This is a genomic window from Pseudomonas sp. TH31 (assembly GCF_016650815.1).
Classification (GTDB): Bacteria; Pseudomonadota; Gammaproteobacteria; order Pseudomonadales; family Pseudomonadaceae; genus Aquipseudomonas.
The window spans coordinates 726,845-742,294 of record NZ_JAEKEZ010000029.1 but is presented as its reverse complement, the minus strand read 5'-3'; the positions used below and the strand labels follow the sequence as shown (position 1 = coordinate 742,294).

Annotated in this window: 14 protein-coding genes; 10 read left to right on the top strand and 4 right to left on the bottom strand. The window is 58.9% G+C overall.

Annotated features, from left to right (window positions below; all coding sequences use genetic code 11):
• The first annotated feature begins 21 nt into the window (after positions 1–21).
• From rplS to JFV26_RS22880, 6 genes are all read left to right on the top strand, one after another.
• Entirely contained in the window at positions 22–372 is a 351-nt protein-coding gene (gene rplS / locus JFV26_RS22905; protein WP_003175895.1) for a 50S ribosomal protein L19, read from the top strand.
• 183 nt (positions 373–555) lie between these two features.
• Positions 556–1,452, top strand: coding sequence for a site-specific tyrosine recombinase XerD (gene xerD / locus JFV26_RS22900; protein ID WP_201195604.1), 897 nt, complete (start codon positions 556–558; stop codon positions 1,450–1,452).
• 328 nt (positions 1,453–1,780) lie between these two features.
• The gene (locus JFV26_RS22895; RefSeq protein ID WP_201195602.1) at positions 1,781–2,512 is read left to right on the top strand and encodes a DsbC family protein; all 732 of its coding nucleotides are present in this window, start codon (positions 1,781–1,783) and stop codon (positions 2,510–2,512) included.
• 132 nt (positions 2,513–2,644) lie between these two features.
• The gene (locus tag JFV26_RS22890) at positions 2,645–3,949 is read left to right on the top strand and encodes a homoserine dehydrogenase (protein ID WP_092281511.1); all 1,305 of its coding nucleotides are present in this window, start codon (positions 2,645–2,647) and stop codon (positions 3,947–3,949) included.
• A 104-nt stretch (positions 3,950–4,053) separates the two neighbouring features.
• Positions 4,054–5,478 carry a threonine synthase gene (gene thrC, locus JFV26_RS22885; protein WP_201195601.1) on the top strand — a complete coding sequence of 475 codons (1,425 nt, stop codon included), beginning with the start codon at positions 4,054–4,056 and terminating at the stop codon, positions 5,476–5,478.
• 360 nt (positions 5,479–5,838) lie between these two features.
• The gene (locus JFV26_RS22880; RefSeq protein WP_201195600.1) at positions 5,839–6,126 is read left to right on the top strand and encodes a DUF3509 domain-containing protein; all 288 of its coding nucleotides are present in this window, start codon (positions 5,839–5,841) and stop codon (positions 6,124–6,126) included.
• A gap of 170 nt (positions 6,127–6,296) precedes the next feature.
• On the opposite strand, the gene JFV26_RS22875 is transcribed toward JFV26_RS22880, so the two are convergent.
• Together JFV26_RS22875 and JFV26_RS22870 are read right to left on the bottom strand one after the other, a co-directional pair.
• Positions 6,297–7,223, bottom strand: coding sequence for a TIGR02285 family protein (locus JFV26_RS22875; protein ID WP_342215475.1), 927 nt, complete (start codon positions 7,221–7,223; stop codon positions 6,297–6,299).
• Positions 7,204–8,403 carry a CaiB/BaiF CoA transferase family protein gene (locus JFV26_RS22870; RefSeq protein ID WP_201195598.1) on the bottom strand — a complete coding sequence of 400 codons (1,200 nt, stop codon included), beginning with the start codon at positions 8,401–8,403 and terminating at the stop codon, positions 7,204–7,206. The genes JFV26_RS22875 and JFV26_RS22870 overlap by 20 nt, the downstream gene beginning before the upstream one ends.
• Positions 8,404–8,549: 146 nt before the next feature.
• On the opposite strand from JFV26_RS22870, the gene JFV26_RS22865 reads away from it, so the two are divergent.
• The 3 genes from JFV26_RS22865 to JFV26_RS22855 all read left to right on the top strand — a co-directional run bounded on the left by JFV26_RS22865 (position 8,550) and on the right by JFV26_RS22855 (position 12,219).
• Complete coding sequence (locus tag JFV26_RS22865) at positions 8,550–9,092, top strand: YaeQ family protein (RefSeq protein ID WP_008151638.1); 543 nt, start codon at positions 8,550–8,552, stop codon at positions 9,090–9,092.
• Positions 9,093–9,158: 66 nt separating this feature from the next.
• A complete protein-coding gene (gene recJ / locus JFV26_RS22860) occupies positions 9,159–10,868 on the top strand; it encodes a single-stranded-DNA-specific exonuclease RecJ (RefSeq protein ID WP_201195597.1) in 1,710 nt (569 codons plus the stop codon).
• A gap of 244 nt (positions 10,869–11,112) precedes the next feature.
• Positions 11,113–12,219: an NADH:flavin oxidoreductase/NADH oxidase gene (locus tag JFV26_RS22855; RefSeq protein WP_201195596.1), complete on the top strand. Its 1,107-nt coding sequence runs from the start codon at positions 11,113–11,115 to the stop codon at positions 12,217–12,219.
• A gap of 145 nt (positions 12,220–12,364) precedes the next feature.
• Here JFV26_RS22855 and JFV26_RS22850 read toward each other — a convergent pair whose 3' ends face one another.
• Positions 12,365–13,990 carry a glucan biosynthesis protein D gene (locus tag JFV26_RS22850; protein WP_201195595.1) on the bottom strand — a complete coding sequence of 542 codons (1,626 nt, stop codon included), beginning with the start codon at positions 13,988–13,990 and terminating at the stop codon, positions 12,365–12,367.
• A 412-nt stretch (positions 13,991–14,402) separates the two neighbouring features.
• On the opposite strand from JFV26_RS22850, the gene JFV26_RS22845 reads away from it, so the two are divergent.
• Positions 14,403–14,588 (top strand): hypothetical protein, encoded by a 186-nt coding sequence (locus tag JFV26_RS22845; protein WP_201195594.1) that lies wholly within the window; start codon positions 14,403–14,405, stop codon positions 14,586–14,588.
• A gap of 270 nt (positions 14,589–14,858) precedes the next feature.
• Here JFV26_RS22845 and JFV26_RS22840 read toward each other — a convergent pair whose 3' ends face one another.
• Complete coding sequence (locus JFV26_RS22840) at positions 14,859–15,359, bottom strand: BRO-N domain-containing protein (RefSeq protein ID WP_201195890.1); 501 nt, start codon at positions 15,357–15,359, stop codon at positions 14,859–14,861.
• Between the last annotated feature and the right edge of the window lie 91 nt (positions 15,360–15,450).

Below are 15,450 nucleotides of genomic sequence, written 5' to 3'. Positions count from 1 at the left end.
GATTTACCTTAGGAGCACAGCATGACTAACAAAATCATCCTTGCACTCGAAGCAGAGCAGATGACCAAAGAGATCCCTACCTTTGCCCCGGGCGACACCATTGTCGTTCAGGTGAAAGTGAAGGAAGGCGACCGTTCGCGTCTGCAAGCGTTCGAAGGTGTTGTTATCGCCAAGCGTAACCGCGGCGTAAACAGTGCTTTCACCGTTCGTAAAATCTCCAACGGTGTTGGCGTAGAGCGTACTTTCCAGACCTACAGCCCGCAAATCGACAGCATGGCCGTTAAACGTCGCGGTGACGTACGTAAAGCCAAGCTGTACTACCTGCGTGACCTGTCCGGTAAAGCAGCTCGCATCAAGGAAAAACTGGCTTAAGTCCAGCTTCCGATGCAGAAAAAAGCAGCCTTCGGGCTGCTTTTTTGTTGCCTGCGATTTACCCGATACAAGCCTCGCTCCTACAGGAGATCGCGACGTCGTCACCGCAATTGCATCAGGCACTGTGAAGCCATGTCGGGCTATGAAAGACTTACCGTCAGTTTCCCCGCGACCTGAGCCTCTATGCCCGCCATCGATCACCCCCTGATAGACCAATTTCTCGACGCCCTATGGCTGGAGAAAGGCCTTTGCGACAATACCCGCGATGCCTATCGCAGTGATCTGGCGCTGTTCCACGGTTGGTTGCAGGAAAAAAACCTGGCGCTGATCAACGCTGGCCGCGAGTTGATCCTCGACCATTTGGCCTGGCGCCTGGAGCAAAACTACAAACCCCGTTCGACTGCGCGTTTTCTCTCCGGCCTGCGTGGCTTCTATCGCTATCTGTTGCGGGAAAAGCTGATCGCCGTCGATCCGACGTTGCGCATCGACATGCCGCAACTCGGCAGGCCATTGCCCAAATCCCTGTCGGAAGCGGATGTGGAAGCGCTGCTAAAAGCCCCGGACTTGAGCGAGGCCATCGGCCAACGTGACCGCGCCATGCTTGAAGTGCTGTATGCCTGCGGCTTGCGGGTGACCGAACTGATCAGCCTGACCCTGGAACAGGTCAACCTGCGTCAGGGCGTTTTGCGGGTGATGGGCAAGGGCAGTAAAGAACGGCTGGTGCCGATGGGCGAGGAAGCGATCGTCTGGGTCGAGCGTTATATGCGTGACGGCCGTGGCGAACTGCTCGGCGGGCGTCCCAGCGACGTCATGTTTCCGAGCCTGCGCGGCGAACAGATGACCCGCCAGACCTTCTGGCATCGCATCAAGCATCAGGCCAAGGTCGCCGGGATCGGCAAGTCGCTGTCACCGCATACCCTGCGCCATGCCTTCGCGACGCACCTGCTCAACCACGGTGCTGACCTGCGGGTGGTGCAAATGCTGCTGGGGCATAGCGACCTGTCGACCACCCAGATCTACACCCACGTTGCGCGGGCTCGTTTGCAGGACCTGCACGCCAAACACCACCCCCGCGGCTGACATCACTCCAGTACCCTGGAGACTGGCTCGGGACTATGTAGCAGCTGGCGAAGCCTGCGTTCGGCTGCGCAGCAGTCGTAAACCCTGAATTCTCGGTTCTACTGAAACACCGCAGTGTCTGATTTCACGACTGCTGCGCAGCCGAACGCAGGCTTCGCCAGCTGCTACATAACGCGTATGCGCCTAAGCGAGATGTCGGGCGACAGCTGCATTCGGCCACGCCAGCCTTATGTGGTAGGCTTTGCCGGTTTGCACGATGGGCGTTTATGACCCGGTGTTTCGGCACGGGCGTTCTGATCGTCCCATTTGTCCGCCTTCAGGAGTTCTCATGCGTTTGACCCATCTTTTCGCCGCCGCAGCCATTGCGTTGGTCAGCACCTTTGCCGTCGCCGATGACGCGGCTGATAAAGCCATTCGTAAAAGCCTGGAAAGCCTCCAGCTGGATACGCCGATCGACAGCATCAGCGCGAGCCCGCTGGCCGGTCTGTACGAAGTCAAACTCAAGGGCAGTCGCGTGCTCTACGCCAGCGCCGACGGTCAGTACGTGGTTCAGGGCTATCTGTTCCAGCTTCAGGACGGTAAACCGGTCAACCTGACCGAGAAGACCGAGCGCCTGGGCATTTCCAAACTGATCAACGACATCCCGGTCGCAGAAACCGTGGTTTACCCGGCGATTGGCGAAACCAAGTCGCACATCACCGTGTTCACCGACACCACCTGCCCGTACTGCCACAAGCTGCACGCCGAAGTGCCTGAGCTGAACAAGCGCGGCATCGAAGTGCGTTACGTGGCGTTCCCGCGCCAGGGCCTGGGCTCGCCGGGTGACGAACAACTGCAAGCGGTCTGGTGCTCGAAAGACAAGAAAGCCGCGATGGACAAGATGGTCGATGGCAAGGAAATCAAGGCCGCCAAGTGCGATAACCCGGTTTCCAAGCAGTTCGCTCTTGGTCAGTCGATCGGTGTGAACGGCACGCCGGCCATCGTTTTGGCCGACGGTCAGGTCATTCCGGGCTACCAGCCTGCGCCACAAGTCGCCAAACTGGCGCTGGGCGCGAAATAATTCGCATCGTCACGGTCAGCCTTTGACGATCATGGTTCGGCGGTCACTTCGCCGGGCCATTAATAGAGAGCCGCGAGCATGCGGCTGTTTTCACGGCCGACCTTGCGTCGGCCGTTTTATGGGGAGTTCACAGTGAAACCGGTCAAAGTAGGCATCTGTGGGTTAGGGACCGTCGGTGGCGGTACCTTCAACGTACTTCAGCGCAACGCCGAGGAAATTGCTCGTCGTGCCGGGCGTGGAATCGAAGTGGCACAAATTGCCATGCGCACGCCAAAGCCTCAGTTCCAGACGACCGGTATTGCGATTACCAACGATGTCTTCGAAGTGGCCACGAACCCTGAGATCGACATCGTTATAGAGCTGATGGGCGGCTACACCGTTGCCCGCGAGCTGGTACTCAAGGCCATCGAGAATGGCAAGCATGTGGTCACCGCGAACAAGGCACTGATCGCCGTTCACGGTAATGAAATTTTCGCCAAGGCTCGCGAGAAGGGCGTGATCGTTGCGTTCGAAGCGGCGGTGGCCGGTGGCATTCCGGTGATCAAGGCAATCCGTGAAGGTTTGTCCGCCAATCGCATCAACTGGGTCGCCGGGATCATCAACGGCACCGGCAACTTCATCCTCACCGAGATGCGCGAGAAGGGTCGCACCTTCGAAGACGTACTGGCCGAGGCGCAAGCCCTGGGTTACGCCGAAGCCGATCCGACCTTCGACGTCGAAGGCATCGACGCGGCTCACAAGCTGACGATCCTGGCGTCCATCGCATTCGGCATTCCGCTGCAATTTGACAAGGCCTACACCGAAGGCATCACCAAGCTGACCACCGCTGACGTGAACTACGCCGAAGCGCTGGGCTACCGCATCAAGCACCTGGGCGTGGCGCGCAGCACCGCGGCCGGTATCGAACTGCGTGTGCACCCGACGCTGATCCCGGCTGATCGGCTGATCGCCAACGTCAACGGTGTGATGAACGCGGTAATGGTCAACGGTGACGCTGCCGGTTCGACCCTGTTCTACGGCGCTGGCGCCGGTATGGAACCGACCGCTTCGTCGGTGATCGCCGACCTGGTGGACGTGGTTCGTGCGATGACTTCGGACCCGGAAAACCGTGTGCCGCATCTGGCCTTCCAGCCGGATTCGCTGTCGGCGCATCCGATCCTGCCGATCGAAGCCTGCGAAAGCGCTTACTACCTGCGGATTCAGGCCAAGGACCATCCAGGCGTGCTGGCCCAAGTGGCGAGCATCCTGTCGGAGCGCGGCATCAACATCGAATCGATCATGCAGAAGGAAGTCGAGGAACACGACGGCCTGGTGCCGATGATCCTGCTGACCCACCGTGTGCTGGAACAGCACATGAACGACGCGATCGCCGCCCTCGAAGCCCTGGCGGGCGTGGTCGGTCCAGTCGTGCGGATCCGCGTCGAACACCTGAATTAACACAGCGGCAAGCGGCAAGCTCCAAGCGGCAAGTCAAAAGCAGTCCGGCTTTTACTTGCAGCTTGCAGCTTGAAGCTTCAAGCCCAAACCGAAGGTTTGCCCCTATGCGCTATATCAGTACCCGCGGCCAGGCACCGGCCCTGAATTTCGAAGACGTTTTGCTGGCCGGTCTGGCCACTGACGGCGGCCTGTACGTGCCGGAATGCCTGCCACGTTTCACCCAGGAAGAAATCGCTTCCTGGGCCGGCCTGCCGTATCACGAGTTGGCCTTCCGGGTGATGCGCCCGTTCGTCGCCGGCAGCATTCCTGATGCCGATTTCAAAAAGATTCTTGAAGAGACTTACTCTTCATCAGAGCAGGGCGTGTTTTCCCACAGCGCCGTTGCACCGCTGCGTCAGCTGAACGGCAACGAGTGGGTCCTGGAGCTGTTCCACGGCCCGACCCTGGCGTTCAAGGACTTCGCCCTGCAACTGCTCGGTCGTTTGCTCGACTACGTGCTGGAAAAACGCGGCGAGCGCGTGGTGATCGTCGGTGCGACTTCCGGTGATACCGGTTCGGCCGCCATCGAAGGCTGCAAGCACTGCGAAAACGTCGACATCTTCATCCTGCACCCACACAACCGTGTGTCTGAAGTGCAGCGTCGCCAGATGACCACCATCTTCGGCGAGAACATCCACAACATCGCCATCGAAGGCAACTTCGATGACTGCCAGGAAATGGTCAAGAACAGTTTCGCCGACCAGAGCTTCCTGAAAGGCACGCGCCTGGTCGCCGTGAACTCGATCAACTGGGCGCGGATCATGGCCCAGATCGTTTACTACTTCCACGCAGCCCTGCAGTTGGGCGGCCCGGCGCGTTCGGTGTCGTTCTCGGTGCCGACCGGCAACTTCGGCGACATCTTCGCCGGTTACCTGGCGCGCAACATGGGCTTGCCGATCAACCAGTTGATCGTCGCCACCAACCGCAACGACATCCTGCACCGTTTCATGAGCGGCAATCAGTACGTCAAGGAAACCCTGCACGCCACGCTGTCGCCGTCGATGGACATCATGGTGTCGTCGAACTTCGAACGCCTGCTGTTCGACCTGCACGGTCGCAATGGCGCGGCGATTGCCGGTCTGATGGACAGCTTCAAGCAAGGTGGTGGTTTTAGCGTTGAACAGGAACGCTGGACCGAAGCCCGCAAACTGTTCGATTCCCTGGCCGTGGATGATGCACAAACCTGCGAAACCATCGCCGAGGTCTTCGAACAGACGGGCGAGTTGCTGGACCCGCACACTGCCATCGGCGTCAAAGCCGCCCGCGAGTGCCGCCGTAGCCTGGATATCCCGATGGTGATCCTGGGCACCGCCCATCCGGTCAAATTCCCGGATGCAGTGGAAAAAGCCGGTGTAGGAAAAGCGCTCGAACTACCTGCACATCTTTCTGATTTGTTTGAGAGAGAAGAGCGTTGCACCGTGTTGCCGAACGACTTGAAAGCCGTGCAGGCTTTTGTCAGTCAGCATGGCAACCGCGGCAAGCCTCTCTAAACCCGCAGAGCTGTCACCTTTTGAAGCCCGTCTCCTGACGGGCTTTCTGGTTTCCGGGTACCGGACTTGAAAGCTCTGCCGGCCCCCCCGGCGACGTCAAACGCCTGGGGCAGCTGCATACGTTTCTGTAGTGCTGATGCGAAGGCTGCCGGAGGCCTGTCTGCAGGCGTCAACACTTCAAGTCAGGGCCGGCAACCGGCTGTTTTTTCCCTGTCATCTTTGCGGTGCATGCTCTATTTCCCCCAGATGCAGGTACCGCTTGCGGTCGGTATCCAGAACTTTCTTCTCGGGCCAGTGGTCATTTACTGTAGACACGCCCTCCCAGGCACTTTGTTTTCGGACTATTGAGTGGTGATCGAGATGGAAAGTATCAGTCTATTGCTCGGTGAGGCTCTGAGCCCGTATCAGGTTACGTTGACCCCGTCGGGTGCCCATGGTGAATGCCTGGTGACATTGAAAAGTACTGCCGGCGCCATTGTCGTGGAGCGTGCGTTCAATCAGGCGCAGTTGACCGATAAGTGGCTGCTGACGGATGTCGTTGATGGATTACACCGCGATGTGCTGATCGCTGAAGGACGTCTGGAGCCCTGTGTGATCGCAGCGTTGCGCAACGCGGCCCAGGACAAGATCCTGGCCAATCGTAATTGAATTGTTTTTTGTGGGAACCTTCCTGCTCCAAGGTCAGTCAGACCTTATAACAGCAGGATCAAGCATTGTGCTCCGGTGCTTGTAGCTTGCTGCTACTGGTCTTTATGTAGGCCACGTTTAACCCCGAGTCGTCTCCCCACTTCTCGGGGTTTCTTTTTGCCAAAAATTCGTCACTGGTCGGCCTGATGTTCGAAAAAGTCCTTGGTGTCTTCCAGGTAGTCGTTGCGTCTTTGCGGATCAAGCCAGTCGGCATAGGCATGATCCGTTCGCTCGTGGGGCAGAGTGCGCAGCAGTTGGTTGATTTCACGGATGGCTTGGCGGCCCTGAGGGGTATTGGAGCAGCCGATGTACGTGGAGATGTACTTGTCTGCGCCTTTCACCGGGTAAAACGCCAATTCAGCATCGGCAATGTGTTCCCGACTGGCCTGATAGCGGATTTCCGGCCAGTAGCCCATCACCCATTGCAAACGCCCCAGGCGCTGCATCTGTAACAGGCTGCCGAGAGCGTCGTTGCCGTAGTGTGGCGTTAAAACACCGGGCGCGGCCTGTTGCAGCAAACTATCCAGATACGGACCGTAACTTCGCTCGGCGATTACACCGATTTTTTGGCTGCCGTTATTCAACAACGCCGTTAGATCGACTTCACCATTGACCAGAAACGGCTCCAGCACTGACTCATCGACTTTGCGAATGACCAGCCCATTGCCCACGGCCCGGAAGGCAGGAATGGAAAATGCGATCCATTGTTCCCGTTCCTTGGTCCACATCAGCGAGGGATCGCACGTAAACGATTCCTCGTGAAGCATCTGCATGCCGCGCGCCCGGTTGACTCGCATCAGCGTGTGTTCGTACTGCGGCATCCCGGCGATTAACTGCGGCATCAGTTGATCGACGACGCCCTGGCCTTTTTTCGGGCCTTCGAAGATCGTCATGGGCGGGAGGTCGCGCAGCAGCCAGACCAGATTGTCCTTGGGGTGCGCCCAGGCGGGAGGCGCCAGCGCAACCAGAATCCCGACAAACGCCAACACACGCCTGCTAAAGACGGTGTCGAGTACGGATGAACGCAGGCGCCTCAGCTTAGATGGCCCCGTCTTCACGCAGTTTTGCGATCTGTCCCTCGTCATACCCAAGATCGTGAAGTACCTGCGCATTGTGTTCACCCAACTGCGGTCCGACCCATTCGCAAGTGCCGGGTGTCTCAGAGAGTTTCGGCACAATCCCCGGCATCTTGAAGTCCTTGCCGTCCGGCAGTTTGGCCTGCAGGAACATTTCCCGGGCCAGGTACTGCGGATCGCTGAACATGTCTTCGGCACTGAAGATCCGGCTGGCCGGTACGTCGGCCTGGTTCAATTGCCCGATCACGCTGTCGAGCGGCAGCGAATTGACCCAGCGATCAATGACCCCGTAAATCTCGTCGCGACGACTGTCGCGGCCATCGTTGCTGGCAAGCTCAGGGTCGTTGGCCAAATCTTCGCGACCGATGATCAGCATGAAACGTTTGAAAATCGCATCGCCATTGGCGCCGATTTGCACGTGTTTGCCATCAGCACTGGTGTGAATGGAGGAGGGCGTGATGCCGGGCATGATGTTGCCGGTGCGTTCACGGATGAAACCGAATACATCGAACTCCGGCACCATGCTTTCCATCATGGCGAAAATCGCTTCATACAGCGCCACATCCACCACCTGGCCCAGACCGCCGTTCACCTCGCGATGACGCAAGGCCATCAACGCGCCGATCACGCCCCATAGCGCGGCAATCGAATCGCCGATGGAAATCCCGGTGCGCACCGGTGGCCGGTCTTCGAACCCGGTGATGTAGCGCAGGCCGCCCATGGATTCACCGACCGCACCAAACCCCGGTTGGTCTTTCATCGGCCCGGTCTGGCCGAAGCCCGAGAGGCGCACCATCACCAGTTTCGGGTTCAGGGCGTGCAAGACTGCCCAGCCCAGCCCAAGCTTCTCCAGCACGCCGGGGCGAAAATTCTCGATCAGGATGTCGGCTTCACTGAGCAGTTTTTTCAGGACGGCCAGGCCGTCAGGGTGCTTGAGGTTCAGGGTCAGGGACTTTTTGTTACGCGCCTGGACGAACCACCACAGCGAAGTGCCTTCATACAATTTTCGCCATTTGCGCAACGGATCACCGCCGTCCGGGGATTCGATCTTGATCACTTCGGCGCCGAACTCACCGCAAATGCGCGAGGCAAACGGCCCGGCAATCAACGTACCCAATTCGACGACTTTCAGACCTGAGAGCGGTTTTCCGGTGAATGGCATGAGGGATCCTGTAGGACAAAGGGCGATCGATAGAGCGTTTTAACATAGCCGCGTGTCAGTCGCCCAAGGTTGATGGTCGTCAATTCGTTGATTGCCTGCCGCATCGGTTAGACTTGCCGCCTTTCCTCGTATCAAGAAGCCCGTTCATGGCCCAGCCGTCCACGACCTACAAGTTTGAACTGAACCTTACCGACCTCGACCGCAGCGTCTACGAGAGCGTGAAGCAGACCATCGCCCGTCACCCTTCGGAAACCGAAGAGCGCATGACCGTGCGCCTGCTGGCCTACGCCTTCTGGTACAACGAGCAACTGTCGTTTGGTCGCGGTCTGTCAGACGTGGATGAACCTGCCCTGTGGGAAAAGAGCCTGGATGACCGTGTCCTGCACTGGATCGAAGTCGGCCAGCCAGATGCCGATCGCCTGACCTGGTGCTCGCGTCGCACCGAACGCACCAGCCTGCTGGCCTACGGCAGCCTGCGTGTCTGGGAAACCAAAGTGATCCCGGCGATCAAAAACCTGAAAAACGTGCACATCGCCGCCGTGCCGCAAGACGTGCTGGAAACCCTGGCCAAGGACATGCCCCGCGTTATCAAGTGGGACGTGATGATCAGCGAAGGGACGATCTTCGTCACCGACGACCGTGGTCAACACGAAGTCCAGTTGCAGTGGCTGAGCGGCGAGCGCGGCTGATTTTTCGCCGCCCGTTCGCGTTATCCGGTTTTATCCTACGTATTCAAGAGAAGCACCTGTCACCCCATGCGCATCGAACCTCGCCTGTTGCCCGACACCCTGCCATTCCTCGGTGATCTGCCGCCGCTGCTGACCCGCCTGTACGCGGCGCGTGGCGTGCAGACCGAAGCTGAACTGGACAAGAGCCTGGCGCGGCTGATTCCGTTCCAGCAGCTCAAAGGCATCGATGCGGCGGTGGATCTGCTGGTGGCGGCGCTGGAGCAGCGCCAGCGGATCCTGATCGTCGGCGACTTCGATGCCGATGGCGCCACGGCCAGTACCGTCGGCATGCTTGGCCTGCGTCTGTTGGGCGCGGCTCACGTCGATTATCTGGTGCCGAACCGTTTCGAGTACGGCTACGGCCTGACCCCGGAAATCGTTGAAGTGGCGCTGACCCGTACCCCGCAACTGCTGATCACCGTGGACAACGGCATCTCCAGCGTTGAAGGCGTGGCGGCAGCGAAAAAGGCCGGGCTCAAAGTGCTGGTCACCGACCACCACTTGCCCGGTGATGAACTGCCGCTGGCCGATGCCATTGTCAACCCGAACCAGCCCGGTTGCGAGTTTGCGAGCAAGGCGCTGGCCGGTGTTGGGGTGATTTTCTACGTGCTGATGGCCCTGCGCGCGCGCTTGCGCAACTTGGGCTGGTACGAGAGCACGCCACAGCCGAACATCGGCGAGTTGCTGGACCTGGTGGCCCTGGGCAGCGTTGCCGACGTGGTGCCGCTGGATGCGAACAACCGGATCCTGGTGCATCAAGGTCTGGAGCGGATTCGTGCCGGCCGCGCTCGGCCGGGGATCAAGGCGATCCTCGAAGTCGCCAAGCGTGACCCTGCGCGCATCACTTCAACGGACTTGGGTTTTATCGTCGGCCCACGCCTGAATGCGGCGGGACGCCTGGATGACATGAGCCTGGGCATCGAATGCCTGCTCACCGAAGACGCTGCGGCTGCCCGAGAAATGGCGGCGCAGCTCGACGGCATGAATCAGGACCGCAAATCCATCGAGCAAGGCATGCAGCGTGAGGCGCTGGCCCAGCTCAAGGATTTGCCGGTGGAATCGATGCCGTTCGGTTTGTGCCTGTTCGATCCCGAGTGGCACCAAGGCGTCATCGGCATCCTCGCTTCGCGTATGAAAGAGCGCTATTTCCGTCCGACGATTGCCTTTGCCGATGCGGGTGATGGCTTGCTCAAGGGCTCCGGGCGTTCGGTTCAGGGCTTTCATATTCGTGACGCCTTGAGCGTGGTGGCAGCGCAGCATCCGAACCTGATCAGCAAGTACGGCGGCCACGCGATGGCGGCCGGCCTGACGTTGCCGGAAGCGAATTTTCCGCTGTTTGCCGAAGCTTTTGACGCTGAAGTGCGCAGGCAATTGCGCGAAGAAGACCTGACCGGGCGCCTGCTGTCCGACGGCACGCTGGCAGTCGAAGAGTTTCATCTGGAACTGGCCCGCGCCCTGCGCCACGCCGGACCTTGGGGGCAGCACTTCCCGGAGCCGCTGTTTCACGGGGTGTTTCAGTTGGTCGAGCAGCGGGTGGTTGGCGAGCGTCATCTGAAAGTGGTGCTCAAAAGTGAGTGTGGCTCGGTGAAACTGGATGGCATCGCTTTCGGGATTGATCGCGACATTTGGCCGAATCCGACCATCAAATGGGTGGAACTGGCCTACAAGCTCGACCTCAACGAGTTTCGCGGGAATGAGACCGTGCAGTTGATGATTGCCCACATCGAACCGCGTTAAAGATCAAAAGATCGCAGCCTTCGGCAGCTCCTACGCGCTTGTGGGCACCGCCGAAGGCTGCGATCTTTTCTTGAACCCACCGAGATCCCCCGTTGTCGACTAGGCTCTAAGCACTGCTTGATTGGCCTTGTGACGTCTTGTCGAATTTTTTGCCCGCGGGGGCGGGTGCTGCACCTTTTTCCTGTCACTCGTCGACTTTTCAAACAGAACCCTGGAGCCTGCCCACTGATTCGAGAGGTGCCCCATGAGTCTGCTGCTTGAACCCTATACCCTTCGCCAATTGACCCTGCTCAATCGCATTGCCGTATCGCCGATGTGCCAATACTCCAGCGTCGATGGCCTGGCCAATGACTGGCACCTGGTCCACCTCGGCAGCCGCGCGGTTGGCGGGGCCGGTCTGATTTTTACTGAAGCCACGGCGGTGACTGCCGATGGCCGCATCACCGCCGAGGACCTCGGCCTGTGGAATGACGAACAGATCGAACCGCTGCAACGCATCACCCGTTTTATCGCGGCCCAAGGCGCTATAGCTGGCATTCAACTGGCCCACGCCGGGCGCAAGGCCAGCACTCATCGGCCGTGGATTGGCCAGCACGGCAGCCTTAAACCCGAAGACGGCGGCTGGACTCCGGTCGGTCCTTCGCCGATTGCATTCGACCCACAACACACACCGCCTGAACAACTGGATGCAGGGCAGATCGCTGAAGTCATTCAGGCGTTCGTCGAGGCGGCCAAACGCGCACTGACCGCCGGTTTCAAAGTGGTCGAAATCCACGCCGCTCACGGTTATCTGCTGCATCAGTTTCTGTCGCCCCTGAGTAATCAGCGGCGCGATCAATATGGCGGCTCGTTCGAGAATCGCATCCGGCTGGTGTTGCAAGTCACCGAAGCGGTGCGCGCGGTCTGGCCTGAAGAATTGCCGCTATTTGTGCGGTTGTCGGCGACCGATTGGGTGGAAGACGGTTGGAATCCGGATGAAACCGTGGAGCTGGCGCGACGCCTCAAGGACTTGGGCGTGGACTTGATCGACGTATCGTCGGGCGGTACGGCGGCCAACGCGGAAATTCCTATCGGGCCGGGTTATCAAACCCGCTTCGCCGAACGCGTGCGCAAGGAGTCAGGCATTGCCACCGGCACGGTAGGCATGATTACCGAGCCGGCGCAGGCTGAGCATATTCTGCGGACGTGTCAGGCCGACATTATCTTCCTGGCCCGTGAACTGCTGCGCGATCCGTACTGGCCGTTGCACGCGGATGATGATCTGGGCGGGCGCAAGGCTGTCTGGCCGGCGCAGTATCAACGGGCGACCCATCGGGATCAGCCGATTCATGAGTCGGATTTGCGTGACTGAGTGACGCCTTAAAAACGTAAAAGCCCCGATCAGGTTGATCGGGGCTTTTTAACGTCAAAAGATCGCAGCCTGCGGCAGCTCCTACAGAGAAATGCGATTTCTTTGTAGGAGCTGCCGCAGGCTGCGATCTTTTGATTTTGCTATGTCAGGTGTACTTACGCTTGTCCGGCGCCGGCGGGAAATACTGGTACAACCAGGTCTCACTCAACGTCCGGTCATGGGTGCGAATAAACAACCGCAGTTCCACCGGTGCGACGCTGTCATTGGTCGGGTACCAGTCAAACGTAATCCGGTAACCCTTGATGTCATCGAGCACCAGCACGTTGAAGTCCTTCACCTCGCCATTCGAGCAAGTGACCACCGGCTCGATCGCTGCACCCTCCGGCAAGCGGTCCAGACCGCCGCCAGTGAAGTCCACGGCGAACCGGCGAGCCCAGACCTCAGGGTAGTGCTCGCCCGGCGCCCAGCCTTCAACGAAGCCGCCCATGCCCGAGCGGGTCGCATTGACCCGCGCCAGCGGTGTGCCGACCGGCGGCAGGGCGCTCCAGTAGAGCTTGTAGCCGTAATTCAACGAGTCACCGGCGGCCACCGGTTTTTTCGGCGTCCAGAACGCAACGATGTTATCCAGGGTCTCGCCGGTCGTAGGAATTTCCAGCAGATCGATAGAGCCTTCGCCCCACGCGGTTGTAGGTTCTACCCACAGGCTCGGGCGCTTGCTGTACCAGTCGACGGTGTCCTGATAACTGGCGAACTCGTGATCGGTCTGCACCAGGCCGAAACCTTTCGGGTCGGTGTCGGCGAAGGCGTTGAACTGCAAGGTCGCCGGGTTGTTCAGTGGACGGCAGATCCACTCGCCGTTACCGCGCCACATGGCCAGGCGATCAGAGTCATGGATTTGCGGGTGAATGGTGTCGCACATACGCCGCTCGTGGGTGCCGCAGCTGAACATGCTGGTCATCGGCGCGATACCCAGCTGTTCGATGGCGGTACGTGCATTGATGTGCGCGTCGATGGCCATGACCACCTGACTGGCCTGGCAATCGATGTCGAAACGGTAGGCACCGGTGGCGCTCGGCGAATCGAGCAGGGCATAGACCACGAAGCGGGTGCTGTCCTTGTCCGGCGTCTCGAACCAGAACTTGGTGAAGTCCGGGAATTCCTCACGCTTCTTCGCGTAGGTATCGATAGCCAGGCCGCGGGCCGACAGGCCATATTGGCCAGAAGCATCTACCGCACGGAAGTAGCTCGCGCCAAGGAAGGACAGCACGTCGTGCCTGTCCAGCTCGGGCGCCTTGAACAACTTGAACCCGGAAAAGCCCAGGTCGCCCGTGAGCTGCTTGGTGTCGACCGTGGTTTTTTCATAGTTGAACAGCGAAGGACGGAAATGCACTTCCCGCGCCTGTCGCGTCTTGGGATCAACGCTGTACATGCGCACGGGTTGCTTGAAACCCATGCCGACATGGAAAAACTGCACATCCAGCTGACCGTTCAACTCATTCCACAGCGAGTGCTTGCCGTCGTACTGAATCGCGTTGAAGTTCTGCGGCGTCATGGTCGCCAAGGTCGGCGGCAGCACCTGCTTGGTGTCCTGATAGCGACGGGTGGCGAGCTGCTTGGCCTGGATCTTCAGCGCTTCGAAGTCGAACGCCTGCGCGTCGCCATCCGCCGCGCCATTCCCGGCCCAGGCGCGTGCGGCCAGAAGGCCGGTGGCCGACAGACCGGTGTAGGCAGCGATGGCCATGGATGCTTTGAGCAAATTCCTGCGGTGCATAAGTACAACCTGTCGTGAACAATCCCGCGCCGTTCCTGGCACTGCTGGATCAAAAATGGAGGTTCGGACATGCCTTCGGCCAAACGCAACGGACATTAAACAGATGCCAAATAGCTTAAACCGTTCGGTTGCAGAGAAAAAATGATTGATAGCACAACGATGTTGCGGCAATGCAACAAGAGGTGTCGGTTAGCATTTCCCACAGTACTTTCTGATTTATAGGGTATTTCTGCTTTTTTAGACTAATTACTCAAAAAATAGTTTTTCAGCGCCGATTAAGTTCCTATTCTATGGATATGACCGGTTTCGGCCCTTCAGGCCGGTGGGTTCAGCAGGCAAAAAGCGACTGCTGAAAGTAGCAGGGCGATGCGGTTTTCTGGAGTTTTCTTTGACGTATAGAAGGACATCGTCCATGTCGAAAGTACAAGGCATCATCGAACTGTTAGGACTCTTCCAGTACCTGTGGTGCGGGCGGCGCAGGCGTCGGCTCAATCAGGAGGAAATGAAGTTGGTGGAGCGGTATCGGGAGTTGTCGGAGAACGACCGGATTGCGATGCAGTTTCTGGTGGATGCGATGCGCAGTGTTTCGCGGTTTTGAGGTGGGGGATGGATTTGGCCGTGACGCGGTGTTGCGACCGAATCCTGCAGAGCAGCAGAAATAGGTCTGTAGCAGCTGGCGAAGCCTGCGTTCGGCTGCGCAGCAGTCGTAAAACCTGAGTTCGAGGTCTTCCTGAAGCACCGCAAACGCCGATTTCACGTCTGCTGCGCAGCCGAATGCAGGCTCTGCCAGCTGCTACAAAGAGTGTTTTGCGACTAACAAAAGGGGCGGACCGTTAGGTCTGCCCCTTTTCACTGACTCACTCAACCTTCAACTGCAGGTGCCCATGATCTTGAACGGGCGTTGTGCCTGCATCAGCTCAGGCATGTCCCGCCACTTGATCCAGGCCTGATGCTGCCAGTGCAGCAGCGGCACCGAGATGCCGGCCCAGCGCAACGAAGTCAGGCTTGGAATGTTATCCACAGATGCCGCGTTCGACTCACGCAGCATCGGGATGACTTCGTTGCTCAGCCACTGGCGCAGGTTTCGGTTTTCCGGGATGAAATGGTAAATCAGGAGGGCGTATATCCCTGATTCGCTGACCATCAGTGATTCGACGGTGTTACCGCTTTTCAGCAGCCAGACATTTCGGCGCTGGTCGGGATCGAGTTTCAGGGTGAGGCGTTCGTCCATTGGGCGACCCATCAAGCGACCGAGATCCTGGACACAGAACCAGGCCTGGTTGTCCTGCATGAGCGCGTGGAGGAAGCGGTTGTGGCGGGTGAATACTGTGGGGGTGAAGTAAGGCGAATTTTGAGCGTGCTTAGGCATGAGGGTAACTTCCGTTTTGTTTGGGGAAGTCGTCACCAACCCTTCGACAGGTTGGGTGGCGGACCGAGTGGCGTTCGAAGTCGGGATACTT

What these genes read in the sequence shown, in the direction of transcription:
- rplS (WP_003175895.1), top strand. Translation starts at nt 22, where the DNA reads ATGACTAACAAAATCATCCTTGCACTCGAAGCAGAGCAGATGACCAAA.
- xerD (WP_201195604.1), top strand. Translation starts at nt 556, where the DNA reads ATGCCCGCCATCGATCACCCCCTGATAGACCAATTTCTCGACGCCCTA.
- JFV26_RS22895 (WP_201195602.1), top strand. Translation starts at nt 1,781, where the DNA reads ATGCGTTTGACCCATCTTTTCGCCGCCGCAGCCATTGCGTTGGTCAGC.
- thrC (WP_201195601.1), top strand. Translation starts at nt 4,054, where the DNA reads ATGCGCTATATCAGTACCCGCGGCCAGGCACCGGCCCTGAATTTCGAA.
- JFV26_RS22880 (WP_201195600.1), top strand. Translation starts at nt 5,839, where the DNA reads ATGGAAAGTATCAGTCTATTGCTCGGTGAGGCTCTGAGCCCGTATCAG.
- JFV26_RS22870 (WP_201195598.1), bottom strand. Translation starts at nt 8,403, where the DNA reads ATGCCATTCACCGGAAAACCGCTCTCAGGTCTGAAAGTCGTCGAATTG.
- JFV26_RS22865 (WP_008151638.1), top strand. Translation starts at nt 8,550, where the DNA reads ATGGCCCAGCCGTCCACGACCTACAAGTTTGAACTGAACCTTACCGAC.
- recJ (WP_201195597.1), top strand. Translation starts at nt 9,159, where the DNA reads ATGCGCATCGAACCTCGCCTGTTGCCCGACACCCTGCCATTCCTCGGT.
- JFV26_RS22855 (WP_201195596.1), top strand. Translation starts at nt 11,113, where the DNA reads ATGAGTCTGCTGCTTGAACCCTATACCCTTCGCCAATTGACCCTGCTC.
- JFV26_RS22850 (WP_201195595.1), bottom strand. Translation starts at nt 13,990, where the DNA reads ATGCACCGCAGGAATTTGCTCAAAGCATCCATGGCCATCGCTGCCTAC.
- JFV26_RS22845 (WP_201195594.1), top strand. Translation starts at nt 14,403, where the DNA reads ATGTCGAAAGTACAAGGCATCATCGAACTGTTAGGACTCTTCCAGTAC.
- JFV26_RS22840 (WP_201195890.1), bottom strand. Translation starts at nt 15,359, where the DNA reads ATGCCTAAGCACGCTCAAAATTCGCCTTACTTCACCCCCACAGTATTC.